The sequence below is a fragment of the Yersinia sp. KBS0713 genome, assembly GCF_005937895.2.
Lineage (GTDB): Bacteria > Pseudomonadota > Gammaproteobacteria > Enterobacterales > Enterobacteriaceae > Yersinia > Yersinia bercovieri.
The window spans coordinates 4,010,966-4,032,037 of the sequence record NZ_CP042173.1; the positions used below are offsets into that span (position 1 = coordinate 4,010,966).

A 21,072-nucleotide genomic window follows, 5' to 3' on the forward strand; every position below is an offset into this window, starting at 1 on the left:
CCATGACCAGATAGCCATATTCATAAATAAAGGGAGTGATTATGATATGAAATATAATTTAGCTTTTGTATTACTACTTACGCCGTTTAGCCTATTCGCCACCCAGCATTGCCCAGCGATTGATACCATCACACAGGTAGGGGCAGCTTATACCGCTAAAACTGCGGAGGGTGGAGAATGGATTGGCCTCTTGCAAGGCACCCTTCCCGCGCAAAGTGCTATTAAAGATTTCAGCGAAGCGCTATTGATTCTCGATAGTGATAGAGATAAAGGTAGCCTCATTGATCAGGGGAATTTTCAAAAGTGTACCTATAACCTGGAGACCGAGGGTAAGCAGATAGACATGTACTACGATAACAAGACCTGGTTGGTATCCATCAGTGGAAAACCTCACTGGAAGTACCAACAATCCCCTCTCCTTGAAATCTACCTCTGTTCAGATGTGGCTGCTGAAGAGTGTAAATTTGATATTTTACCGCAGGAATCGACCTCCTGACACCTCAGCGAGAGCCTCATTAACAGTGAGTTTCCTATTGACCAAAAAGCAAAACGCCAGCACGAGGCTGGCGTTTTAGCAGGTTAACAGCAGCGAAACTTACGCTTCTGCAACCACGATCACGTTCAGTTTTGCGAACACGTCGCTGTGTACCTGGAAGTGAACTTCATGCTCACCAGTAGTACGCAGAACGCCATTCGGCAGACGAACTTCGCTCTTGGTCACGGCAACGCCAGCTGCAGTTACAGCATCAGCGATGTCACGAGTACCGATAGAGCCGAACAGTTTGCCTTCATCGCCAGATTTAGAAGCGATAGTGACACTGCCCAGTTCGTTAATTTTGGTTGCGCGAGCTTCAGCTGCAGCCAGAACGTCAGCCAATTTGGCTTCCAATTCTGCACGGCGTGCTTCAAAGAACTCGACGTTTTTCTTAGTTGCCGGAACAGCTTTACCTTGTGGAACCAGGAAGTTACGAGCGTAGCCCGCTTTAACGTTCACTTGGTCACCCAGGCTGCCCAGGTTTGCTACTTTATCAAGCAGAATAACTTGCATTACCTTATCCTCTCAAAGTCGTTAATGGACAGTGGCCGATTACTGATGACGATCAGTGTACGGCAACAAAGACAGGTAGCGAGCGCGCTTGATACAACGAGCGAGCTGACGCTGGAATTTTGCACGAGTACCGGTAATACGGCTCGGGACAATTTTACCACTTTCAGTGATATAGTTTTTCAGCGTAGCGATATCTTTATAATCAATCTCTACAACGCCTTCCGCGGTGAAACGGCAGAACTTGCGACGACGGAAATAACGTGCCATTAGGCTAGTCTCCAGAATCTATAAATTCAATCTGCTCGGCATGCAGAACCAGTTTGTTTAGCCCATTGCGGCCTTGATGGCAGCTAATGAAGCCTTCAACGGTTAACTGACTGCCGACCGTTATACTGTGAGTTAATGCTTGTGACGTTTGCCCGCTAACAACGATGGGCATTCTGCACCATGTTTGTCGGCTAAATCCGGCTTCCTGCTGTGTTGATCTATGCTCAAGCACAAATTGGCAGTGCGGGATACCAGAAGGACTTACTTTTCGAACCGGGGTCTTGCACACAGTGCCAGAGAGTACCAGACGATTAGTGGTCACCACGGCAATTACTCTTCAGAATCCCCAGCTTCGGAATCATCATTGGCTTCTGACGCGAAGTCGTGACGCTCACGGCGTTCGTCTTTCGCTTTAACCATTGGTGATGCTTCAGTTACCGCGTGTTTAACGCGCATAACCATGCTACGGATAACGGCGTCGTTGAAGCGGAAGTTTGTTTCCAGCTCATCGATCGCTTCCTGCGGGGCTTCAACGTTCAGCAGAACGTAGTGAGCTTTGTGCAGTTTATTGATCGGGTAAGCCAGTTGACGGCGGCCCCAGTCTTCCAGACGGTGGATCGTACCAGCAGCATTAGTGATAGTTGCACTATAGCGCTCGATCATGCCCGGAACCTGTTCGCTTTGGTCAGGATGGACCATAAAAACGATTTCGTAATGACGCATCGATTATTGCTCCTTACGGATTATTCAGCCTCCTGATAGGGTCAACCGCGGCCCATGGAGGCAAGGAACGTGTTTGTGTGCGGCTGAAAAATGACGCGTAACTATACTTGCGGGCCGCTGGAAACTCAAGGACTGACGGGGATTTATTCTTATTCTGACCATTACGCAGTAAAAATCGCACTTTTTGTTCATTAATTAACCAATGGTTATCGATCCATTAGTCTGCTAAATCTTTCAATAAAATCATTAGCTCAACATGATTATTGTTCACTTTTTTTGACCAAGTGAATCAATCTTGATGTATTTTTAAATTAACAAAAGCGACTAGAATTATTTACATCCACCGCATAACAAGCGGCGAAGCAAACTGAAAGTTATTCAAAGTAAGTAAATAAGATATTGGAGTCACCTATGAAACCTATCCTAGCCATCGCAGCCACACTGAGTTTACTACTCTCCGCCAACACCTTTGCCGCCACAGAGATCAGCCGTCAGGAAGCCATGCAGCAGCAACGTGTCAGCATTGGCGAAATTTCCCTTAACCACAATGTGGTTTCCCCGGATGATGCCGTGGCGCAAATCAGCAAAATGGCTGACGAACGCGGCGCAACCGCCTATCACATCACTCAGATGCATGAGCCAGGTAGCAACAGCTCCATTCGGGTAAATGCAGAGATTTATCGTTAGACCCAGCCGTAAAAATACAACACCAGAGAATACGACAACCAACAACCAACAACCAACAACCAACAACCAACAACCAACAACCAACAACCAACAACCAACAACCAAGAATAGCCCGTTATATGCCCTTCCCCCCGGTTAGCCGGGGGGCTTTTATCCCCTTGATTCTTGACCACTCATACCGTTTTATAAATTTTCTGCGAAGAATTTCACTCCGGCAGTGAGTGCTGTCGGGGTAATTTTATGGCCAATCCCCGCTTCTGTCAGATAGGTCAGATGCTGATCCCCCCCGCAGGCCCTCAGCGCCTGCACTAACCGCTCACTCTCCGCGGCGGGCACCACATCATCCGCTTCTCCATGCCAAACCAATAATGGCCGCCCGGCAATGACGTCCAACTGATGAGTGAGATCATAATCTGCCAGCGGTGCTAAACGGCGCTCAAATACCGCAGGGCTGACCCCTTGTCCCGCCTCCAGCGGAGGAAACAGGCTGTGCGCCAGTGAGTTGAAGTAGCCTGACCCCATAAAGTCTGCGGCGACACTCACCCACGGATAGCGGGCAAAAGCCCCCAATGTCGTCATTCCCCCCATTGATGCGCCCGCCACACCGATACGATCGCCATCAATCAATCCAGCCTGCTGATAATGCTGCTTAAGTGCTGGCAGCTCATCAATATTTGATTTTAGAATCTCCCAGAAGTGGGATAGGCGCTGGGTTTCATTGCCGTTAAAGCGCGCACCGTGCATATCTGCATCAGGTGCTATCGTGCGAAACCCAGCTTGCGCGAAGGCATAGGCGAAATAGGAGTAGACCTCTTTTGACGAGGTGTAGCCATGATAGAAGAAAATGGTCGGTAGCGGTTGCTGGCGCTGACCCGCAGGGGCAGAATGTATCACCTCAATACCATTAATGTTTTCCAGCGACATCTCAATCATGGCGGCAATCCTATATTTATCAGGCCGAGTATTTATCGGTGCAATGTAAGCTCGAAAAACAGGCTTATACTAGATAAATGCAGTGTGCCTAAATAAGGTTATAAAGTCTTAAATCAATTTCTTTCAAGATATTACCCTTTATACGCGGCGCGGTACTTAAATCAGTAGCGAAGAGGTAAAGATGACAATAAAACATGCGGTGGTGTTCTTACTGATCACTTTGGGGCTATCGGCTTGCAGTGCTTTGCATGTCACGCCAGCTCCTCCACCGGCGATTCAGCCTTACGCACAAGAAATCACCCGCGCCCAGAGCCTCAACTTGCAAAAAGTGGGGACTGTCTCAGCTCAGGTATTTGGCAGCCCAATGGATGTAGAGGCAGAAATTAAGCGTAGGGCTAACGCCAGCGGCGCGCCCTACTATTTGATTATCATGATGTCAGACAGTATTTACCCCGGCACTTGGTATGCTAACGCCCTGTTGTACAAATAAATGTTATATCGATAGCCCCGTTGCACGGCTCAATAGCGGCGCACAAATGGCCTCGGGTAACATATATTGGTCACGATGGTCGAGTGTCATGCGGCACCAGGCATCAGCCAGTGGTGGCGAGGCAAAACGCAGTAATTGTGCGGCGCAACACAGATCAAAGAGTTGCTGAGTGAGCGCTCGCCCCTGCTCCTCCTTGGGCGTTTTAAGCCGCTGCTGCAACTGTCGCCATGCGCGATCAAACAAGCGGTTCTGCCCGCGCACTGGGTAGAACTCTTGCTGTAGCATGTCGATTGCGGCGGGCAGTTTGCGCAATGTCCGCAGCACATCCAGGCACATAATGTTGCCGGAGCCTTCCCAAATGCTGTTGACCGGCATTTCACGATACAGCCGTGGCAGTTCACTCTGCTCGCAATAGCCGATCCCACCCAGCACCTCCATCGCCTCGGCGACAAAGGCGCTGCCCTGCCCACAAATGCGATATTTCGCCGCCGGGGTGAGCAGCCGACTGAATATCTGCTCATGAGCCTCATGGGGCTTTTCCCATGCCCGCGCTAAGCGCATCAGCAGTGCAGTATGCCCCTCAAGACGCAATGCCATGCGGCTCAGCACCTGCCGCATTAAGGGTTGCTCAACCAGTGCCTTACCGAAAGCTTGCCGCTGCCAGGCATGATACAGCGCGACCGAGAAGGCACGGCGCATCAGGCCATGACTACCCAGCGCACAATCAAAGCGGGTATACCCGCCCATTTTCAGAATTTGCCGAATGCCGTCACCCTCATCCCCCAAGAGCCAGGCGGTGGCATGATCAAATTCAACTTCACTACTGGCATTGGAGCGGTTGCCAAGCTTATCTTTCAGCCGCTCTAATCGAATGGCGTTATAGGTGCCGTCGGGCAATATTTTAGGCAGGAAGAAGCAGGATAATCCCCCCTCCGCCTGTGCCAACACCAGGTGCGCATCACTTTGCGGCACGGAGAAAAACCACTTGTGCCCGACCAGACGATAGGCCTCACCATGGCCGCGCGCTTCCAGCGGCTCGGCGCGAGTGGTATTGCTGAGCACATCAGACCCCCCCTGTTTTTCGGTCATGCCCATGCCAATCAATAAGCCCCGTTTCTGGCTACCGACGACCTGATGAGGGTCATAGCGATCTGAGAGCAGTGGCGGCAACCAGTTGTGAAATAAGGGTGGGAGAGATTGTTGTAACAGCGGAATGGCACCAAATGTCATGGTAATTGGGCATAGTGATCCTGCCTCCACCTGTGCATGCAGGATAAAACGTGCCGCACGCGCCACAAAGGAACCAATACGGGCATCCTCTTGCCAGGGCAGATTATGCACCCGGTGCTTGATCAGCTCCTGCATCAACACATACCACGCAGGGTGGAATCTCACCTGATCCAAGCGCTGGCCAGCGGCGTCGTAACGTAATAATTCAGGCGGATTACTGTTTGCCAGTCGCCCTAACTCCAGTGACTCCTGCGAGCCAAGTTGTAGCCCAATCAGAGAGAGATCCTCTCTATCCCAACCCGCGTGCTCCCGCATTACAGCTTCCCGCAATGCCATATCAGATAGAAATAAATTGCTGTTTGATAATGGTTCAGGCTGATTGAAAACCAAGTGAGTCTGCCACTCCATACCTTCCTCCATTTAGGTGCTATGCCCTTCGTATTTGGCGCAACAGGGGGATTAGCGACCTGTGATGCCAGTAACTTTAGGTATGAATGTATAATCGGCATTCATAAATCAGGGTTAAGTATGGTGTAGGCGGGGGTTTTTGCTGACAGACTCATCACAAACAGGGATCAAACACCGATATATCACTGATAATTTAGATGAATCTCCAGCTTAAAAAATAAAAAAGCCAACATCGGTGAATGTTGGCTGAGGGTATTGACAAAGTACCGGTTGCGGAGGGAATAGGTAGATCGTAAAGACGCCGTAAATCCTTCCCTGGAGGCTCGAGCCGCGCCATCCCTGGCGCGGACGCTTTACTCTTCTACCCACCCCTCCGTTCCAGATCGCGCCATCGGGGTTTGTCAGCAGTCTGAACCAACATCGGTGAATGTTGGCTTTTTGCCAAAACGTGAAGAGCGAAGAGTTAAGCTTTCAGCGCTCTCTGGCGCACGGCTTCAAATAAGCAGACTCCCGTGGCAACCGACACGTTTAGCGAAGAAACAGTCCCCGCCATCGGAATGCTGATCAGCTCATCACAGTGTTCACGAGTTAAACGGCGCATACCTTCGCCTTCAGCTCCCATCACCAGCGCCATCGGGCCAGTCATCTTGCTCTGATACAGAGTGTGGTCCGCTTCACCCGCCGTGCCGACAATCCATACATTGTGCTCTTGCAGCACTCGCAGGGTACGCGCCAGATTCGTCACTTTAATCAATGGCACATTTTCCGCCGCGCCGCTGGCCACTTTTTTGGCGATGGCATTGAGCTGTGCGGAGCGATCCCGTGGCACAATAACCGCATGGACACCGGCGGCATCCGCGCTACGTAAGCAAGCGCCCAAATTATGTGGATCAGTGACACCATCCAGCACCAGCAGAAAAGGCATCTCCACACTTTTTAGCAAGGCCGGTAGATCATTTTCCTGATACTGACGCCCTTCACGTACCCGCGCCACGATCCCCTGATGCACCCCGCCCTCAACCTGCGCGTCCAGCCATTGGCGGTTGGCAACCTGAATCACTAAACCGGCAGCTTCCAGCTCCGCGATCAATGGCTGTAGGCGACGATCGTCACGACCTTTCAGAATAAAAACTTCCAGGAAACGTTGTGGGTCGTTGTCTAGCAGGGCTTTGACGGCGTGAATGCCGTAAATAATTTCGCTCATGATGCTCTTTTACATGTGTTGGCAGACAAGATAATTTGCCTGCCAATGATTAAATTAATGCGGGTGACCGAAGCCACCCGGCAACAGTGGCCATTACTGATCGCTACTGGTTTTCTTCTTTGCGCGCTTAGCCTTGGTGGCGGCGGCAATTTTTTTCGTTTTAGCGGAGGCTCTTTTCGCTTTCGCTTTGGCTTTTTTCTCAGCGATCGCTTTGTCGTCCAAAGTTGCAGCGGCATCTACCGGACGGAAAGCACTATCTGGCTCGAAATTCACGGGCTTTTTAGCGCGACGAGGCCGTTTTTGCCCAGCCGCCGCCGGGGCGTGATCCCCCGTTGGTGCACGATCACGACGCGGCGCACCGGATGAACTGCCACGACCGCCACGATTTGAGGAGGTATCGCGCATACTACGTTGACCATCGGCTCTCTTCGCCTTATCACGGGCGGTTTTGCCCTCACCACGCGGCTTACGCGCACTGGAAACCAGAGCAAAATCAATTTTGCGCTCATCCATATGCACCGCTTCCACGCGAATTTCCACGGTATCACCCAAGCGGTAAACCATACCGGAGGATTCACCGATCAACCGTTGGCCGATATTGTCATAACGATAGTAGTCATTGTCGAGACTGGAAACATGCACCAAACCATCAATAAACAGATCGTCGAGGCGCACAAAGAAGCCAAAGCCGGTGACACTGGCGATAATACCGGTGAACTCTTTGCCCACCTGATCCTGCATGAAGTCGCACTTCAGCCAGTCTGCTACATTGCGGGTGGCTTCATCCGCGCGGCGTTCAGTCATTGAGCAGTGTTCGCCCAATTGCAGCATCTCTTCGTACTCACTGTGCCAGCCACCGGTCGGTGTCCAGCGCTCTTTCACATTGCCTTGCTCTTTGGCCAGTTGGTACTTGATAGCCCGATGCATCGCCAAATCAGGATAGCGACGAATTGGTGAGGTGAAGTGACCATAGGAGGCCAGCGCCAGGCCAAAGTGACCGCGGTTTTCCGGATCGTAAATCGCTTGTTTCATCGAGCGCAGCAACATGGTTTGCAGCATCTCATGATCCGGACGATCAGCGACTTCATCCATCAGCACCGCATAGTCTTTCGGCTCAGGTTTCAGGCCACCACCGAGTGTCAGACCCAGCTCATTGAGCACGCTACGCAGCGCTGAGATATGGTCGTCACTTGGGCGGTCATGCACACGGAACAGGGCCGGCTCGTTATGTTTTTCCACAAAACGCGCGGCGGCGATATTCGCCGAAATCATGCACTCTTCAATCAGTTTATGCGCGTCATTACGCACGGTCGACTCGATGCGTTCAATGCGTCGGTCGGCGTTGAAAATAAACTTGGCTTCTTCGGTTTCGAACGCAATACCGCCACGTTCGGCACGGGCCTGATCCATCGCCTTGTACATGGTATGCAGTTCTAACAGGTGCGGCACCAGCGGCTTATATTGCTCACGCAGTGACTCTTCACCATCAATAATGCGCCACACTTTGGTATAGGTCAGACGCGCATGGGAGCTCATTACCGCTTCGTAGAACTTATAAGACGAAAGCTTACCCTGTGAGGAGATGGTCATCTCGCACACCATACACAGGCGATCGACCTGCGGATTCAGAGAGCAAAGGCCGTTTGACAGCACTTCCGGCAGCATTGGAACCACTTGCGACGGGAAGTAGACTGAGTTACCACGGCTACGGGCTTCATCATCCAGTGCTGTGCGTGGGCGCACATAGTAGCTGACATCCGCAATAGCAACCCATAAACGCCAGCCGCCGCCACGTTTTTTCTCGCAATACACGGCGTCATCAAAGTCACGGGCATCTTCGCCATCAATGGTGACCAATGGCAGGTTGCGTAAATCCACCCGCCCTTTTTTCGCCTCTTCCGGCACTTGTTCTTTCAGGTCTGCGACCTGTTTTTCCACCTGAGGCGGCCAAGTGTGCGGGATCTCATGGGTGCGCAGCGCGATATCCACCGCCATGCTGGTGCCCATGTTCTCGCCAAGAACTTCAACAATCTTACCTACTGCTTTGGTACGACGAGTTGGGCGTTGGGTCAACTCGACCACCACCATATAGCCCATGCGTGCGCCGTTGATAGCCTCTGGCGGGATCAGAATATCGAAACTCAAACGACCATCATCAGGTACAACAAAGCCCGTGCCCGCATCGGTAAAGTAGCGACCAACGATTTGGCTGGTTTTCGGCACCAGTACCCGCACGATACGCGCTTCACGGCGGCCTTTGCGATCAGCGCCAACGGCTTGGGCCAATACCACATCGCCATGAATTGCGGTTTTCATCTGCTCCGCAGAGAGATAGAGATCGTCTTTGCTGCCTTCAACCCGTAAAAAACCGAAACCATCACGGTGACCAATAACAGTGCCGCGTAATAAATCCAGGCGCTCCGGCAAGGCGTAGCACTGGCGACGGGTGAAGATTAACTGCCCATCACGCTCCATCGCGCGCAGGCGGCGACGCAGAGCCTCTAAAGCCTCTTCGCCGCTGAGATTAAGTTCGTTGGCCAGCTCTTCACGGCTGGCAGGTGTTTCGCGCTTTGCGAGATGAGCCAAAATGAATTCCCGGCTAGGGATTGGTGACTCATATTTCTCTGCTTCTCGTTCCAAGAATGGATCTTGTGACATTGCGGCTCCTCCGTTGTCAGCAGCAGGTTGTATCCCCTTTAGACTTAAAGTTGCAGGGGGTTGGCTGCACCTTGCAAATTTATTGGGCATACACATGTTTTATTATAAAAACTATTCAACAAGTAATAGCTTATAGAGCGGGGTATTATCTTGGACCATGTCAGCCAAAGTATAGTTATCCAGCTCGTTAAGGAAACTCTGTACCGCCTGATTAAGCACTTGTTTCAGACGGCAAGCGGGTGTTATGTGGCAAAAATCGCTACTGCAATTTACCAAAGAGAGTGGCTCAAGCTGGCGCACAACATCACCAATTCGAATCTGTTCGGCAGGTTTTCCCAACCGTATTCCACCGTTTTTACCCCGCACCGCCGTTACCAACCCGACACGGCTCAACTGATTGATTATTTTAACCATATGATTGCGAGACACGCCATAGACCTCAGTTACCTGAGTAATGTTAGTCATTTGGCCTTCAGGTAGCGAGGCCATATAAGTAAGCGCCCGCAAACCATAATCAGTAAAACTTGTTAACTGCACGTATACCCCTGAGTATCAGTTTACCCGGCTTAAACCCATCTAAGATGACACATTGTTGATCGGTCATAAGTGTGATTCTAGGTGCTATTTAGAAAACTTATACTTTGGATGATAAACCAGCCATAAAGCTTGCGACTAATCATTTAGGTGACGGGTGGTTTTTTTGATGTAAAACGGCATATTGGAGGCAATTTCAGCATAGATTTTATACCCAAACTCATTGGTGTTGCCGGCAAGCAGCAAATGCAAGAGGGGGATAAACAATAAAGCCGGACGCAAGCCCGGCTATTACTTCAAACACGCACATCTGAATGCTGATTTTTGGCGATAAGCCAATTAATCATAAATTATGCATCAAATGGGTCGCGCAAGATCATGGTTTCGTCACGATCAGGCCCGGTAGAGATGATATCAACCGGAACGCCTGTCAGCGCTTCTACACGTGCGATGTAGTTTAGGGCTGCCTGTGGCAACTTGCTGTGTTCTTTCACACCAAAGGTGGTTTCTGACCAGCCTGGCATGGTTTCATAGATTGGCTCAATACCTTCCCAGCCTTCAGCTGCCAGCGGGGTCGTATCCACTTCGCGGCCATCTGGCATGCGGTAGCCAACACAGAGCTTCACTTCTTTCAGGCCATCCAGCACGTCCAGTTTGGTCATGCAGAAGCCAGACAAGGAGTTGATCTGCACAGCACGGCGCACAGCAACGATATCCAACCAGCCAGTACGACGACTACGACCCGTGGTCGCGCCATATTCGTTACCTTGCTTACGCAGGAATTCGCCTGTTTCGTCGTTCAGCTCAGTCGGGAATGGACCTGCACCGACACGAGTAGAGTAAGCTTTAACGATACCCAGCACATAATCAACATAACGTGGACCCAGGCCAGAACCTGTCGCTACGCCACCAGCAGTGGTGTTAGATGAGGTCACGTACGGATAAGTACCGTGGTCGATGTCCAGCAAGGTGCCTTGTGCGCCTTCGAACATCATGAAATCGCCACGCTTGCGGGCACTATCTAGCAATTCAGAGACGTCAACGACCATGGCGGTCAGAATATCGGCGATAGCCAATACATCATCCAGCACAGTTTGGTAGTCTACCGCGTCTACTTTGTAGTAATGCACCAACTGGAAGTTGTGGTAATCCACAATTTCTTTCAGCTTGATAGCGAAGGTCTCTTTGTTGAACAAATCACCTACACGCAGGCCGCGGCGGGCAACTTTATCTTCATAGGCGGGGCCGATACCACGACCGGTAGTACCGATAGCTTTTGCACCACGTGCTTTTTCACGCGCATTATCCAGAGCCACATGATAAGGCAGGATTAATGGGCATGCTTCGGAGAGTAACAGTCGCTCACGTACAGGCACACCGCGCGCTTCAAGTTCTGTCATCTCTTTCATTAAAGCGTCAGGCGCCAGTACTACACCGTTGCCGATGATGCTGGTTACGTTTTCACGCAGAATACCTGAGGGAATTAAATGAAGAACGGTTTTCTCACCGTTGATAACCAAAGTATGGCCAGCGTTGTGACCACCTTGATAGCGCACAACATATTTAGCCCGTTCAGTCAGCAGGTCAACGACCTTGCCCTTACCTTCGTCACCCCATTGGGTGCCCAGTACGACGACGTTCTTACCCATCTCAAAAATCACCAGGTTGCTTAAAAAAGGATTCTAACATCTCATACCGCGGCTTTCAGTACTTTTTAACACATAACTGAACAATTTTTGTGCTTACATTTAGCCACCCATGCGGCTACGCAACATGTAGTAGATAACAACGCCCGCAACCACTAATCCTCCACCAAAACGGCGTAAAGTGGCATCAGGTAATTGAGTCATCACCTGGATCATTTTGCGCCATGCTTTCGGATAAAGCATCGGGCCTAGTCCTTCCAGCACCAAAACCAGCGCCAATGCTAACAAAATGGTTGAATTCATCATCTGTCTCAAAAGATAAAAATGGCTCAAATAGAAAAGGCCCGCGTGAACGGGCCTTACTGTTTCGGTCAAAACGCGCTGTAACGACAGCCGTTATGGACGTTTACTGGAGTTATCCGGGGATCTCATGTAGCGGAAGAAATCACTGTCCGGGCTAAGCACCATCACATCATTGCCGCTGTTGAAGCTGTTTTCATACGCGCGCAAGCTACGGATGAAGGCATAGAAGTCTGGATCTTTGCTGAATGCATCAGCAAACAGACGAGCCGCTTCTGCATCACCGCCGCCGCGAGTAATACGCGCCTGACGTTCTGCTTCTGCCAGCGTACGGGTCACTTCATAGTCAGCTGTTGCACGCAACTTCTCGGCTTCTTCCTGACCTTGTGAACGGTGACGACGGGCTACCGCCTCACGTTCAGCACGCATACGCTGGAAGATTGCATCAGAGACTTCAGCCGGTAAGTTGATTTGCTTGATTCGCACGTCAACCACTTCGATACCCAGTGCCGCCATACTGTTCGGGTTAACCGCTGGCTGTTTGCCACGGGTTTCCTGTTCAACACGGGCCGCAGCCGAAGCAATCGCATCATCCGCTTCAGTGGTGACAGCTTCATCATCAACACTACCGGTATTCAGCGCATCACGCACATCTGAAGTCAGACGACCGCGTGAGTCAGTTACGATGTCGCGGACATTCAGGCGACCAATTTCAGAACGCAAACGGTCACTGAATTTACGTTTCAACAGCACTTCAGCCTGAGACACATCACCACCACCGGTGGCCAGATAGTAACGGCTGAAATCACTGATACGCCATTTCAGGTAGGAGTCAACAATCAGGTCTTTCTTTTCGTTAGTCACGAAACGGTCAGCCTGGTTATCCATGGTCTGAATACGAGCATCCAACGTCTTCACTGTTTCGATAAATGGTATCTTGAAGTGCAGGCCCGGTGCATACACCAGCGGCTTGTTATCACTATCACGCAATACCTTACCAAAGCGCAGCACGATCCCGCGCTGACCTTCTTGCACCACAAACAGCGAAGCGTAGAGTGCGACTAACACCACAACGACGATAAGTAAAATAGACTTACGCATTGGTTATTCTCTCCCTACGCGAGTGGAAGTATCACGCTGAGCATTCGCTCGGCGCTGATCCATGATAGAGCCACTGGTTGAGCTTGAATTACTTGCACCAGACTCTTGGCTGCTATTAGCAGAGGAAGGCGGATTCAAACGAAGCAGGCTGGTGTCTTTGTTGCCATCCGCTTTATCTGCGCCTTGACCGCGCAGCATTTGATCCAATGGCAGCACCATCAGACTGTTGCCTTTATCATTAGCCAGCACTTTGCGAGTTTTGCCCAGAACCTTCTCCATGGTTTCTATATATAGACGCTCACGGGTAATTTCTGGTGCAGCCTTATACTCAGGCAGCAACTTGGCAAAACCAGCTACCTCACCTTGCGCTTCCAACACCTTACGTGCGGCATAAGCACGAGCATCTTCTAACAGACGCTGCGCCTGACCATTAGCACGTGGCTGGACTTCGTTGGTGTAGGCCTCCGCTTCACGAATATATTGCTGTTCGTTTTCACGGGCGGCAATTGCATCATCAAATGCCGCTTTAACTTCTTCCGGCGGACGTGCAGCCTGGAAGTTAACGTCCAGCAGCGTTATACCCATGTTGTACGGACGAATAGTCTCTTCCAGTACACGCTGAGTATCGCTACGAACAATGGTACGGCCTTCGGTGAGAATTTTGTCCATGGTGTATTTACCAATAACACCACGCACTGCGCTGTCTGTTGCCTGACGCAGACTATCATCCGGATTCGTCACGCTAAACAGATAAGCGGCCGGGTCAGTCACGCGATACTGTACGTTCATCTCGATGCGAACCACGTTCTCATCGGAGGTCAGCATGACGCCAGAAGCGGCCAATTCACGTACTGACTCAACGTTAACTGGGGTCACTTCATCGATAAAGGTCGGTTTCCAGTTCAAACCAGGCTGCACGATGTGGCTTAATTTACCCAAGCGAGTCACAACACCGCGCTCGGCTTCTTTAATTGTATAGAAACCACTGGCCGCCCAGATAACCACAACCGCAACTACCGCGATACCCACAATACGGCCACTGAAACCGGGGCCTTGTGTCGCGCCGTTGTTGCCATTACCGCTTCCGCCACCTTTGCCACCGAGACTACTCAGTTTTTTGCTCAGTTTACGGAAGATATCATCCAGATCAGGCGGCCCTTGGTCACGGCCACCTTTATTATTGTTATTTCCGCCAGAGTTGCCGCCATTATTATTGCTGCTCCCCCACGGATCGCGGTCCTGTCCGTTATTACCGGGCTGATTCCACGCCATGTTTTAGCTCCATTCTTCTATGATTGGTTTTCTTCAGGCCAAGAGCACATGCCAAAGACGCTGGCTCTTAATTTCACAAGAAAGATCTGATAATCAATGAGTTTGAATATAACTGATCAATTCTTGTTCTTGTTTACAGAGACGACGCCAATCCACGATAGGCATTCTTACCACCATACCGACGTTCCCGTCCTCATCTATCCACTCTTTTTCAATTGCCTGAAGCTGGTAAAAACGGCTACGTAGACGACCTGCCTGAGGCGGCAAACGCAATTCATAGTGTGCGATCTCACCTGAAAGGCGCTCCGTCAACGCTTGAAAGAGCAACGGGATCCCTGCGCCGGTTTGAGCTGAAAGCCAAACTCTGACTGGCAGATTGTCTTCGTTGCGATCAATTCGCGGGACAAAATCATCCAACAAATCAATTTTATTCATTACTAATAATGTAGGTATTTCATCGGCCTCTATTTCTGCCAAAACAGCATCGACGGCGGCCATATTCTCAGTTACCCGAGGATCTGCTGCATCGATAATGTGTAACAGTAATGAAGCCTGCCGCGTTTCTTGTAATGTCGCTTTAAAAGCAGCAACCAGATCGTGCGGCAGATGCCGGATAAAACCTACCGTATCCGCCAATACTGTATCACCCACATCAGCCACATTAATACGGCGTAATGTTGGATCCAGCGTGGCAAATAGTTGGTCAGCCGCATAAACATCAGCTGCCGTAATTTTGTTAAACAGGCTGGATTTACCGGCGTTGGTATATCCCACCAAGGATACTGTCGGAATATCAGCACGGGTACGCGCACGCCGCCCTTGCTCACGCTGCTTGGCCACACGCTCTAAACGACTTAAAATCAAAGTGATACGGTCGCGTAATAGACGGCGGTCAGTCTCCAACTGGGTTTCACCTGGCCCTCTTAGGCCAATCCCCCCCTTTTGACGCTCAAGATGCGTCCAGCCACGAACCAAACGGGTCGCGATATGACGCAATTGCGCTAACTCGACCTGTAATTTACCTTCGTGGGTACGGGCCCGTTGGGCAAAAATATCTAAAATTAGTCCAGTACGATCAATGACTCGACACTCACACAATCGCTCAAGATTTCGCTCTTGCGCTGCGGATAGAGCATGATCAAACAGGACAACAGACGCGCCACTGGCTTTCACCGCGTCAGCAATTTCTACGGCCTTTCCTTCGCCAACAAAGTACTTAGGGTGTGGTGCTTTGCGACTACCTGTCACAATTTGCAAAGCCTCTACGCCCGCAGAAGATACCAACGCTTCGAATTCACGCAGATCTTCTGAGTTTTTGTCTTGCGAGAAATAGATATGGACCAGTACGGCCTGCTCACCGGCTTCATAGCGGTCAAACAAACGTGCAACCTCTCAAACGGATCAAAACCGCTAGTGCGGAGAACATAAGCCCGAATCCGTTGCTTATGTTCTCCGTCATGGTCGACCAACAATGCGCTTTATTCAGCGTCATCGCTATCCTGCTGCGGCTGTTGCGGCGCAGACGGATTACTACCATGATAATTATTGGTGCTACCACTCGGACTATTGCTGTGATGCGAAACCGGGCGGGAAGGCACTACAGTAGAGATGGCATGTTTATAAACCATCTGGCTGACTGTGTTTTTTAACAGAATGACAAACTGATCAAAAGACTCAACTTGGCCCTGCAGTTTAATGCCATTCACTAAATAAATAGAAACCGGAACACGTTCACGACGCAATGCGTTCAGGAACGGATCTTGCAAAGATTGCCCCTTAGCCATTCTATGTTTTCCTTATTTGCTTGTTGTTTTTAACTAAGAACCTATCGGCTCAAAAATAAACTGCGTAAAAAAAATCCGCGCGTTGAGTACTAATCAATTGTACACAATCATTCAACCTATGCACTAACAACCTGTATTACAGAGTCTAAAGCCTCTCCCGGCTTATCACTGTCGAGCCACTGAACTGAACTCCAGCCCCGCAACCAGGTTATTTGGCGCTTTGCCAGTTGACGTGTCGCACAAACTCCGCGGTAAACCATTTCGTTGTAATCAATCTCACCGGACAGATAAGACCACATCTGCCGGTATCCCACACAACGAATGGCAGGCAAATCCGTATGCAAGTCACCGCGGTCAAAAAGCGCCCTAGCCTCTGCTTCAAACCCTGCCTCCAACATCTGATGAAAACGTAATTCAATCCGCTGGTGCAGAAGCTCCCGGCTAACAGGCGCAATCGCAAATTGGTGAACCCGATAAGGTAAGGATTCACCCGAAATTTTAGTCAGTTCCGTTAAAGTTTTACCTGAAATAAAAAAAACTTCCAGTGCTCTAGAGAGCCGTTGGGGATCATTAGGATGAATTCGCGCCGCCGAGACAGGATCGATATCAGCCAATTGCTGGTGCAATGCTTCCCAACCTAGTTCCGCGGCCTGCTCTTCAATACGCTGGCGTATTTGCGGATCAGCAGAGGGTAACGGCGATAACCCCTCCAATAGCGCTTTAAAGTACAACATCGTCCCCCCCACCAGCAGCGGAATTCGCCCGGCGGCGGTAATGTCGGCCATCTCTTGGAGTGCATCTTTACGGAAATCAGCGGCTGAGTAGGATTCGGCCGGGTCACGGATATCAATCAGGCGATGTGGCGCTAACGCCAGCTCTTCGGCACTGGGCTTAGCCGTGCCGATATCCATGCCACGATAGATCAGGGCAGAGTCGACGCTGATTAACTCCACAGGTAGCCGCTGTCTCAGCGCAATTGAGAGCGCTGTTTTACCTGAAGCGGTAGGCCCCATAACAAAGATTGCCGGTGGACGGTCTCTATTTTCAATATCATTCATGAGTCAGGGTTGCCAATGCAGCCTTTATATCAATAGGTTGTAATAGCCCGGCAGGGGGTGATTGCACCAACTGCGGACAAAGACGCTCAACGTCCGTCAATAACTGTATCGCTTGAGACACATTCCATACCTCATGTTCACTGCCAAGGTGGCGGGCAAGCCATGTGGCCAAAGCATCTGGCGATATCTCTTCATGCTGCGACAGATAGCCTAACAGTTCCGGTATCAGTTTTTGTAAATTTTGTTGGCGTAATGGTAAAGATACTGCACGTAAGGTCGCTCTTCCCTGTTCGACAGCCAGCTCTATCCCCATCGTCACCAACAACGCCTGATGGCGCTGACAGGCAGCGGCCTCAATTTTATCTAATGTCAGTTTTAATGGGATGAGTAACGGCTGAGGGCGCAGCCCCTCAGGGGGCGGATTCAACTGAGCTTGTTTTAGCCAACGTTCGGCCACCTTCAGTGCCAATAATGCTACCCCTTGCTTATATTCAATCAGAGCATAGCAAGGTGGCAATACCGTTAACACCCGACCAAAACTGTAATGATCGCCCTGAAGAGGGGCGTCAGCGGAGGTTTGGCGTGGTAGTGGTGGTAACGGTGGCGCAACTGCCGGTGTGCGCGGCTCTGCTGGATGAGTCACCGCAGCCGGTTGCACCAGTTGCCGATATAACTCACCTTGCTGTTTTTGGTAAGGCTGGCCGGCGCTATAACCCGGGGCCGCCTGTTCACGTACCGGTGATACCCGTTCAGGGGGCGCTCTTCGCTCTGCTGGATGGGCTTGCGTCGGTTCCGGTTGCGCATATTTATTCACCCCTGCCGCCACGCGGTTTTCTGGCTGCCAACGTGGTGCTTCTATCTCTTCGCCATCGTCATTGACGTTCAAAATTGGGGTCGCGGTTTGTTGTAAAACCGTCGTCACGGCTTGATAGATAAAGTCATGCACCAGACGCGCCTGATGGAAGCGCACCTCATGTTTAGCCGGATGCACGTTGACATCCACCTGATGGGGGTCAATATCCAGATACAAAACATAAGCTGGCTGCTGGTCGTCCTTGAGTAAATCCTGATAGGCCTGACGGATAGCATGGTTGATCAGCCGGTCGCGCATCATGCGGTTGTTTACGTAACAATACTGCATTTCACCTAGGGTGCGGCTCGCCGCTGGGTCCGCCACCCAACCACGGATGGTTAAATCACCATGCTGCCAAGAGACTGCCAGTGCATGCTGCAAAAACGCCGGGCCACAGATACTCGCCAGGCGGCGCTCATGGTGCGAAGGATCAGTGGCCGCGCGGTACTGGCGCATTAATTTACCGTTATGACTCAAATTGATAGCCACATCAAAGCGCGCCAACGCAATGCGCCGCACCACTTCATCAATGTGACCAAACTCGGTTTTTTCGGTGCGCATAAATTTGCGGCGGGCGGGCGTATTGTAAAACAGATCCAACACTTCAAGGGTGCTACCCACCGGATGCGCGGCAGGTTTGATGGTCACCGCCATATCGCGACCCTCTGCGTAAGCCTGCCAGGCTTCATTTTGCTCGGCAGTCCGTGACGTCAGAATTAGGCGGGAGACTGAGCTAATGCTGGCCAGTGCTTCACCGCGAAAGCCCATACTGAGGATGGCCTCCAGATCCTCCAGCGAGCTTATTTTACTGGTGGCATGGCGCGCCAATGCAAGCGCCAAGTCCTCTTTGTTAATCCCACAGCCGTTATCACGGATGCGAATGAGTTTCACCCCACCGCGCTCAATATCAATATCAATCCGCGTCGCCCCCGCATCCAGACTGTTCTCTACCAACTCTTTCACTACCGATGCAGGCCGCTCTACCACTTCACCTGCGGCAATTTGGTTAGCGAGCTGTGGAGGTAGAATCTGAATCGGCATAGCAGTTCCTTTCGCTTATGACTGTGGGATCGTGAGGGTCTGCCCAAGTTGGACGTTGCCTGACTTTATCTTATTCGCCCGCTCAATCTCGCTCATCGACACACCGTATCGGGCGGCAATGGCGGACAGCGTATCGCCACGTTTTACCTGATGCTTAACCGGCTGACTTTTACTCGGCTTCGCTTTAGCTGACGCGGTGGCTTTTGGCGTGACTGCCACTACCGCACTGCCAGAGGCGGGAACTTTCAACCGCTGCCCGACCCAGACCACATCATTTTTCAGCGTATTACTCTGCCGCAACAGCGCCATACTGACACCATATTGACTGGCAATGCCGGATAAAGTTTCGCCACGCTGCACTTTATGGATCTGGCTTTTACCCGTCGCAACCGGTTTAGCGGCAGATACCCTGCCGCTTTGCGCATTACTGATGACGGGATCCGGCTGATTAACACTTGAGCGTTGTGAAGATGAATCAACCGCCGCTGTTTCTATTAGCGGACGGTTTTCGACCTTTGGGTCGGCTTGTAGCGGATGCGCGAGGAAATAACTACGCAAGCCTTTATAAATGGCTTGCGCAATCTTCTCCTGATACGCGCTACTGCCAAGCAGCCGCTCCTCCGTGCTATTACTGATAAAGCCGGTTTCCACTAACAACGACGGAATATCCGGTGAACGTAGCACCCCAAGACTTGCATGCTCAGGGCGACTTTTATGAATATCGCCAATGGTTTGCAGCTCGCGCAGCACTTTGGTGGCGACGTCATACCCCACCCGCTGGGAGTGCCCAAATTGCAGATCCAGCACCGCTTGACTCAAATAGGGGTCAGATGCGGTATTGGCTAACACATCACCTGCGCCACCCAGCAGCTCGGACTGTTTCTCATGCTGCTCTAGCCAGCTCCCCATCTCACTGTTGGCGCGACGGTTAGAGAGCACCCAGACCGAAGCCCCGGTGGCACTGCGGTTAGGTGCTGCATCGGCATGGATGGAAACCAGCACGTTAGCGCTCTGTTTCCGCGCCACGTCAGAGCGGCCCATCACCGAAATAAAGTAGTCGCCATTGCGGGTCAAAACCGGTTTAAACATCGGGTCGCTGTTAAGCAGCGCTTCCAGCCGGCGGGAGATGGCAATAGTGACATTTTTCTCTTTCAGACCATTTTGCCCAATAGCGCCGGGGTCCTGCCCCCCGTGCCCCGCATCAATAGCCACCACCACACGATCACTGCTTGCGACACGGGCGGTTTTAATTGGGCGGGCAGTATTCGTGGTTGTGCTTTCGCTGCTCACCACCACCGTCGGCTTATTATTAAACGGATTTTTCGCCACTGAAGTGGTGTTGGAATTAGTTATCCGTGGAGGGGGAGTCGAATTCGTCGCCTGTGACGTCAATCGCCCCGCATTAGGGCTAGGTGTATTGGTCTGGCTCAAGACCTGCGGCTGACGTGTGGGGGCGCTATCCGTGGCCGTCATGGTGATGACAACCGTGTAATTATTGCCCGACTGCTGAGTAACGGCGCGAGTTTTCACTTTTTGCGTCAGTTCCAGTACCAGGCGGGTGCTTTGCTCATCTTTCGGGGTACTGGATCGAATCCTTTTCAGCAGATTCTGCCCACTAAACTCAAGCGGTAAGCCGGAAAGATTGCCGCTTTGGCGGACATCCAACACCACACGTTCTGGCCCGCTTAAAGAGAAAAAGGCGTAGATCGGTTTGCCATCAAAACTGAGCGTAACCCTGCTCTCAGTTGGGCCATTATTGACCTTAATATCTGTTAGTTTCATCGCGAATGCTGAAGGCAGGGTCAATAACCCCAGCACAACTAGCACTGCCGCGG

General features: G+C 51.2%; 21 protein-coding genes. 3 read left to right on the top strand and 18 right to left on the bottom strand.

What is annotated here, in order from left to right; all coding sequences use genetic code 11:
* Positions 1 to 46 precede the first annotated feature (46 nt).
* Positions 47 to 496: a DUF3757 domain-containing protein gene (locus FFE93_RS19020; protein ID WP_032897169.1), complete on the top strand. Its 450-nt coding sequence runs from the start codon at positions 47 to 49 to the stop codon at positions 494 to 496.
* Positions 497 to 595: 99 nt separating this feature from the next.
* Here the strand turns inward: FFE93_RS19020 and rplI are convergent, their stop codons facing one another.
* Genes rplI through rpsF form a run of 4 tightly spaced genes read right to left on the bottom strand, consistent with a single transcriptional unit; the run spans position 596 to position 2,038 of the window.
* The gene (gene rplI, locus FFE93_RS19025) at positions 596 to 1,048 is read right to left on the bottom strand and encodes a 50S ribosomal protein L9 (protein ID WP_005272649.1); all 453 of its coding nucleotides are present in this window, start codon (positions 1,046 to 1,048) and stop codon (positions 596 to 598) included.
* Between the two features lie 39 nt (positions 1,049 to 1,087).
* Positions 1,088 to 1,315 (bottom strand): 30S ribosomal protein S18, encoded by a 228-nt coding sequence (gene rpsR, locus FFE93_RS19030; protein WP_005272652.1) that lies wholly within the window; start codon positions 1,313 to 1,315, stop codon positions 1,088 to 1,090.
* A gap of 4 nt (positions 1,316 to 1,319) precedes the next feature.
* A complete protein-coding gene (gene priB, locus FFE93_RS19035) occupies positions 1,320 to 1,640 on the bottom strand; it encodes a primosomal replication protein N (protein ID WP_048619007.1) in 321 nt (106 codons plus the stop codon).
* Positions 1,641 to 1,645: 5 nt separating this feature from the next.
* Entirely contained in the window at positions 1,646 to 2,038 is a 393-nt protein-coding gene (gene rpsF, locus FFE93_RS19040; protein WP_002210153.1) for a 30S ribosomal protein S6, read from the bottom strand.
* 411 nt (positions 2,039 to 2,449) lie between these two features.
* On the opposite strand from rpsF, the gene FFE93_RS19050 reads away from it, so the two are divergent.
* A complete protein-coding gene (locus tag FFE93_RS19050) occupies positions 2,450 to 2,725 on the top strand; it encodes a DUF1471 domain-containing protein (RefSeq protein WP_005272654.1) in 276 nt (91 codons plus the stop codon).
* A gap of 183 nt (positions 2,726 to 2,908) precedes the next feature.
* On the opposite strand, the gene yjfP is transcribed toward FFE93_RS19050, so the two are convergent.
* Entirely contained in the window at positions 2,909 to 3,658 is a 750-nt protein-coding gene (gene yjfP, locus FFE93_RS19055) for an esterase (RefSeq protein ID WP_138775782.1), read from the bottom strand.
* 181 nt (positions 3,659 to 3,839) lie between these two features.
* On the opposite strand from yjfP, the gene bsmA reads away from it, so the two are divergent.
* Complete coding sequence (gene bsmA / locus FFE93_RS19060; RefSeq protein WP_049600064.1) at positions 3,840 to 4,148, top strand: biofilm peroxide resistance protein BsmA; 309 nt, start codon at positions 3,840 to 3,842, stop codon at positions 4,146 to 4,148.
* Between the two features lie 3 nt (positions 4,149 to 4,151).
* Here the strand turns inward: bsmA and FFE93_RS19065 are convergent, their stop codons facing one another.
* From FFE93_RS19065 to amiB, 13 genes are all read right to left on the bottom strand, one after another.
* Positions 4,152 to 5,798 (bottom strand): isovaleryl-CoA dehydrogenase, encoded by a 1,647-nt coding sequence (locus tag FFE93_RS19065; RefSeq protein WP_138775784.1) that lies wholly within the window; start codon positions 5,796 to 5,798, stop codon positions 4,152 to 4,154.
* A gap of 451 nt (positions 5,799 to 6,249) precedes the next feature.
* Positions 6,250 to 6,990 carry a 23S rRNA (guanosine(2251)-2'-O)-methyltransferase RlmB gene (gene rlmB, locus FFE93_RS19070; RefSeq protein WP_005279718.1) on the bottom strand — a complete coding sequence of 247 codons (741 nt, stop codon included), beginning with the start codon at positions 6,988 to 6,990 and terminating at the stop codon, positions 6,250 to 6,252.
* 93 nt (positions 6,991 to 7,083) lie between these two features.
* Positions 7,084 to 9,648 carry a ribonuclease R gene (gene rnr / locus FFE93_RS19075; protein WP_138775786.1) on the bottom strand — a complete coding sequence of 855 codons (2,565 nt, stop codon included), beginning with the start codon at positions 9,646 to 9,648 and terminating at the stop codon, positions 7,084 to 7,086.
* Between the two features lie 111 nt (positions 9,649 to 9,759).
* Positions 9,760 to 10,185: a nitric oxide-sensing transcriptional repressor NsrR gene (gene nsrR / locus FFE93_RS19080; protein ID WP_005279724.1), complete on the bottom strand. Its 426-nt coding sequence runs from the start codon at positions 10,183 to 10,185 to the stop codon at positions 9,760 to 9,762.
* 347 nt (positions 10,186 to 10,532) lie between these two features.
* Positions 10,533 to 11,831 carry an adenylosuccinate synthase gene (locus FFE93_RS19085; protein ID WP_032899128.1) on the bottom strand — a complete coding sequence of 433 codons (1,299 nt, stop codon included), beginning with the start codon at positions 11,829 to 11,831 and terminating at the stop codon, positions 10,533 to 10,535.
* 99 nt (positions 11,832 to 11,930) lie between these two features.
* Complete coding sequence (locus FFE93_RS19090; RefSeq protein ID WP_138776019.1) at positions 11,931 to 12,131, bottom strand: DUF2065 domain-containing protein; 201 nt, start codon at positions 12,129 to 12,131, stop codon at positions 11,931 to 11,933.
* Between the two features lie 93 nt (positions 12,132 to 12,224).
* A complete protein-coding gene (gene hflC, locus FFE93_RS19095; protein ID WP_005275747.1) occupies positions 12,225 to 13,229 on the bottom strand; it encodes a protease modulator HflC in 1,005 nt (334 codons plus the stop codon).
* Positions 13,230 to 13,232: 3 nt separating this feature from the next.
* Positions 13,233 to 14,501 carry an FtsH protease activity modulator HflK gene (hflK, locus tag FFE93_RS19100; protein WP_049602982.1) on the bottom strand — a complete coding sequence of 423 codons (1,269 nt, stop codon included), beginning with the start codon at positions 14,499 to 14,501 and terminating at the stop codon, positions 13,233 to 13,235.
* 93 nt (positions 14,502 to 14,594) lie between these two features.
* Positions 14,595 to 15,881, bottom strand: a complete 1,287-nt coding sequence (gene hflX / locus FFE93_RS19105) for a ribosome rescue GTPase HflX (protein WP_005275754.1) — start codon at positions 15,879 to 15,881, stop codon at positions 14,595 to 14,597.
* 98 nt (positions 15,882 to 15,979) lie between these two features.
* Positions 15,980 to 16,285 carry an RNA chaperone Hfq gene (gene hfq / locus FFE93_RS19110; protein WP_005275756.1) on the bottom strand — a complete coding sequence of 102 codons (306 nt, stop codon included), beginning with the start codon at positions 16,283 to 16,285 and terminating at the stop codon, positions 15,980 to 15,982.
* 116 nt (positions 16,286 to 16,401) lie between these two features.
* Positions 16,402 to 17,343 carry a tRNA (adenosine(37)-N6)-dimethylallyltransferase MiaA gene (miaA, locus tag FFE93_RS19115; protein ID WP_032898190.1) on the bottom strand — a complete coding sequence of 314 codons (942 nt, stop codon included), beginning with the start codon at positions 17,341 to 17,343 and terminating at the stop codon, positions 16,402 to 16,404.
* Positions 17,336 to 19,237 (bottom strand): DNA mismatch repair endonuclease MutL, encoded by a 1,902-nt coding sequence (mutL, locus tag FFE93_RS19120; protein WP_138775788.1) that lies wholly within the window; start codon positions 19,235 to 19,237, stop codon positions 17,336 to 17,338. Before mutL ends, miaA begins: the two co-directional genes overlap by 8 nt.
* Before the next feature lie 15 nt (positions 19,238 to 19,252).
* Positions 19,253 to 21,064, bottom strand: a complete 1,812-nt coding sequence (gene amiB, locus FFE93_RS19125) for an N-acetylmuramoyl-L-alanine amidase AmiB (protein ID WP_099460636.1) — start codon at positions 21,062 to 21,064, stop codon at positions 19,253 to 19,255.
* Positions 21,065 to 21,072: the final 8 nt, after the last annotated feature.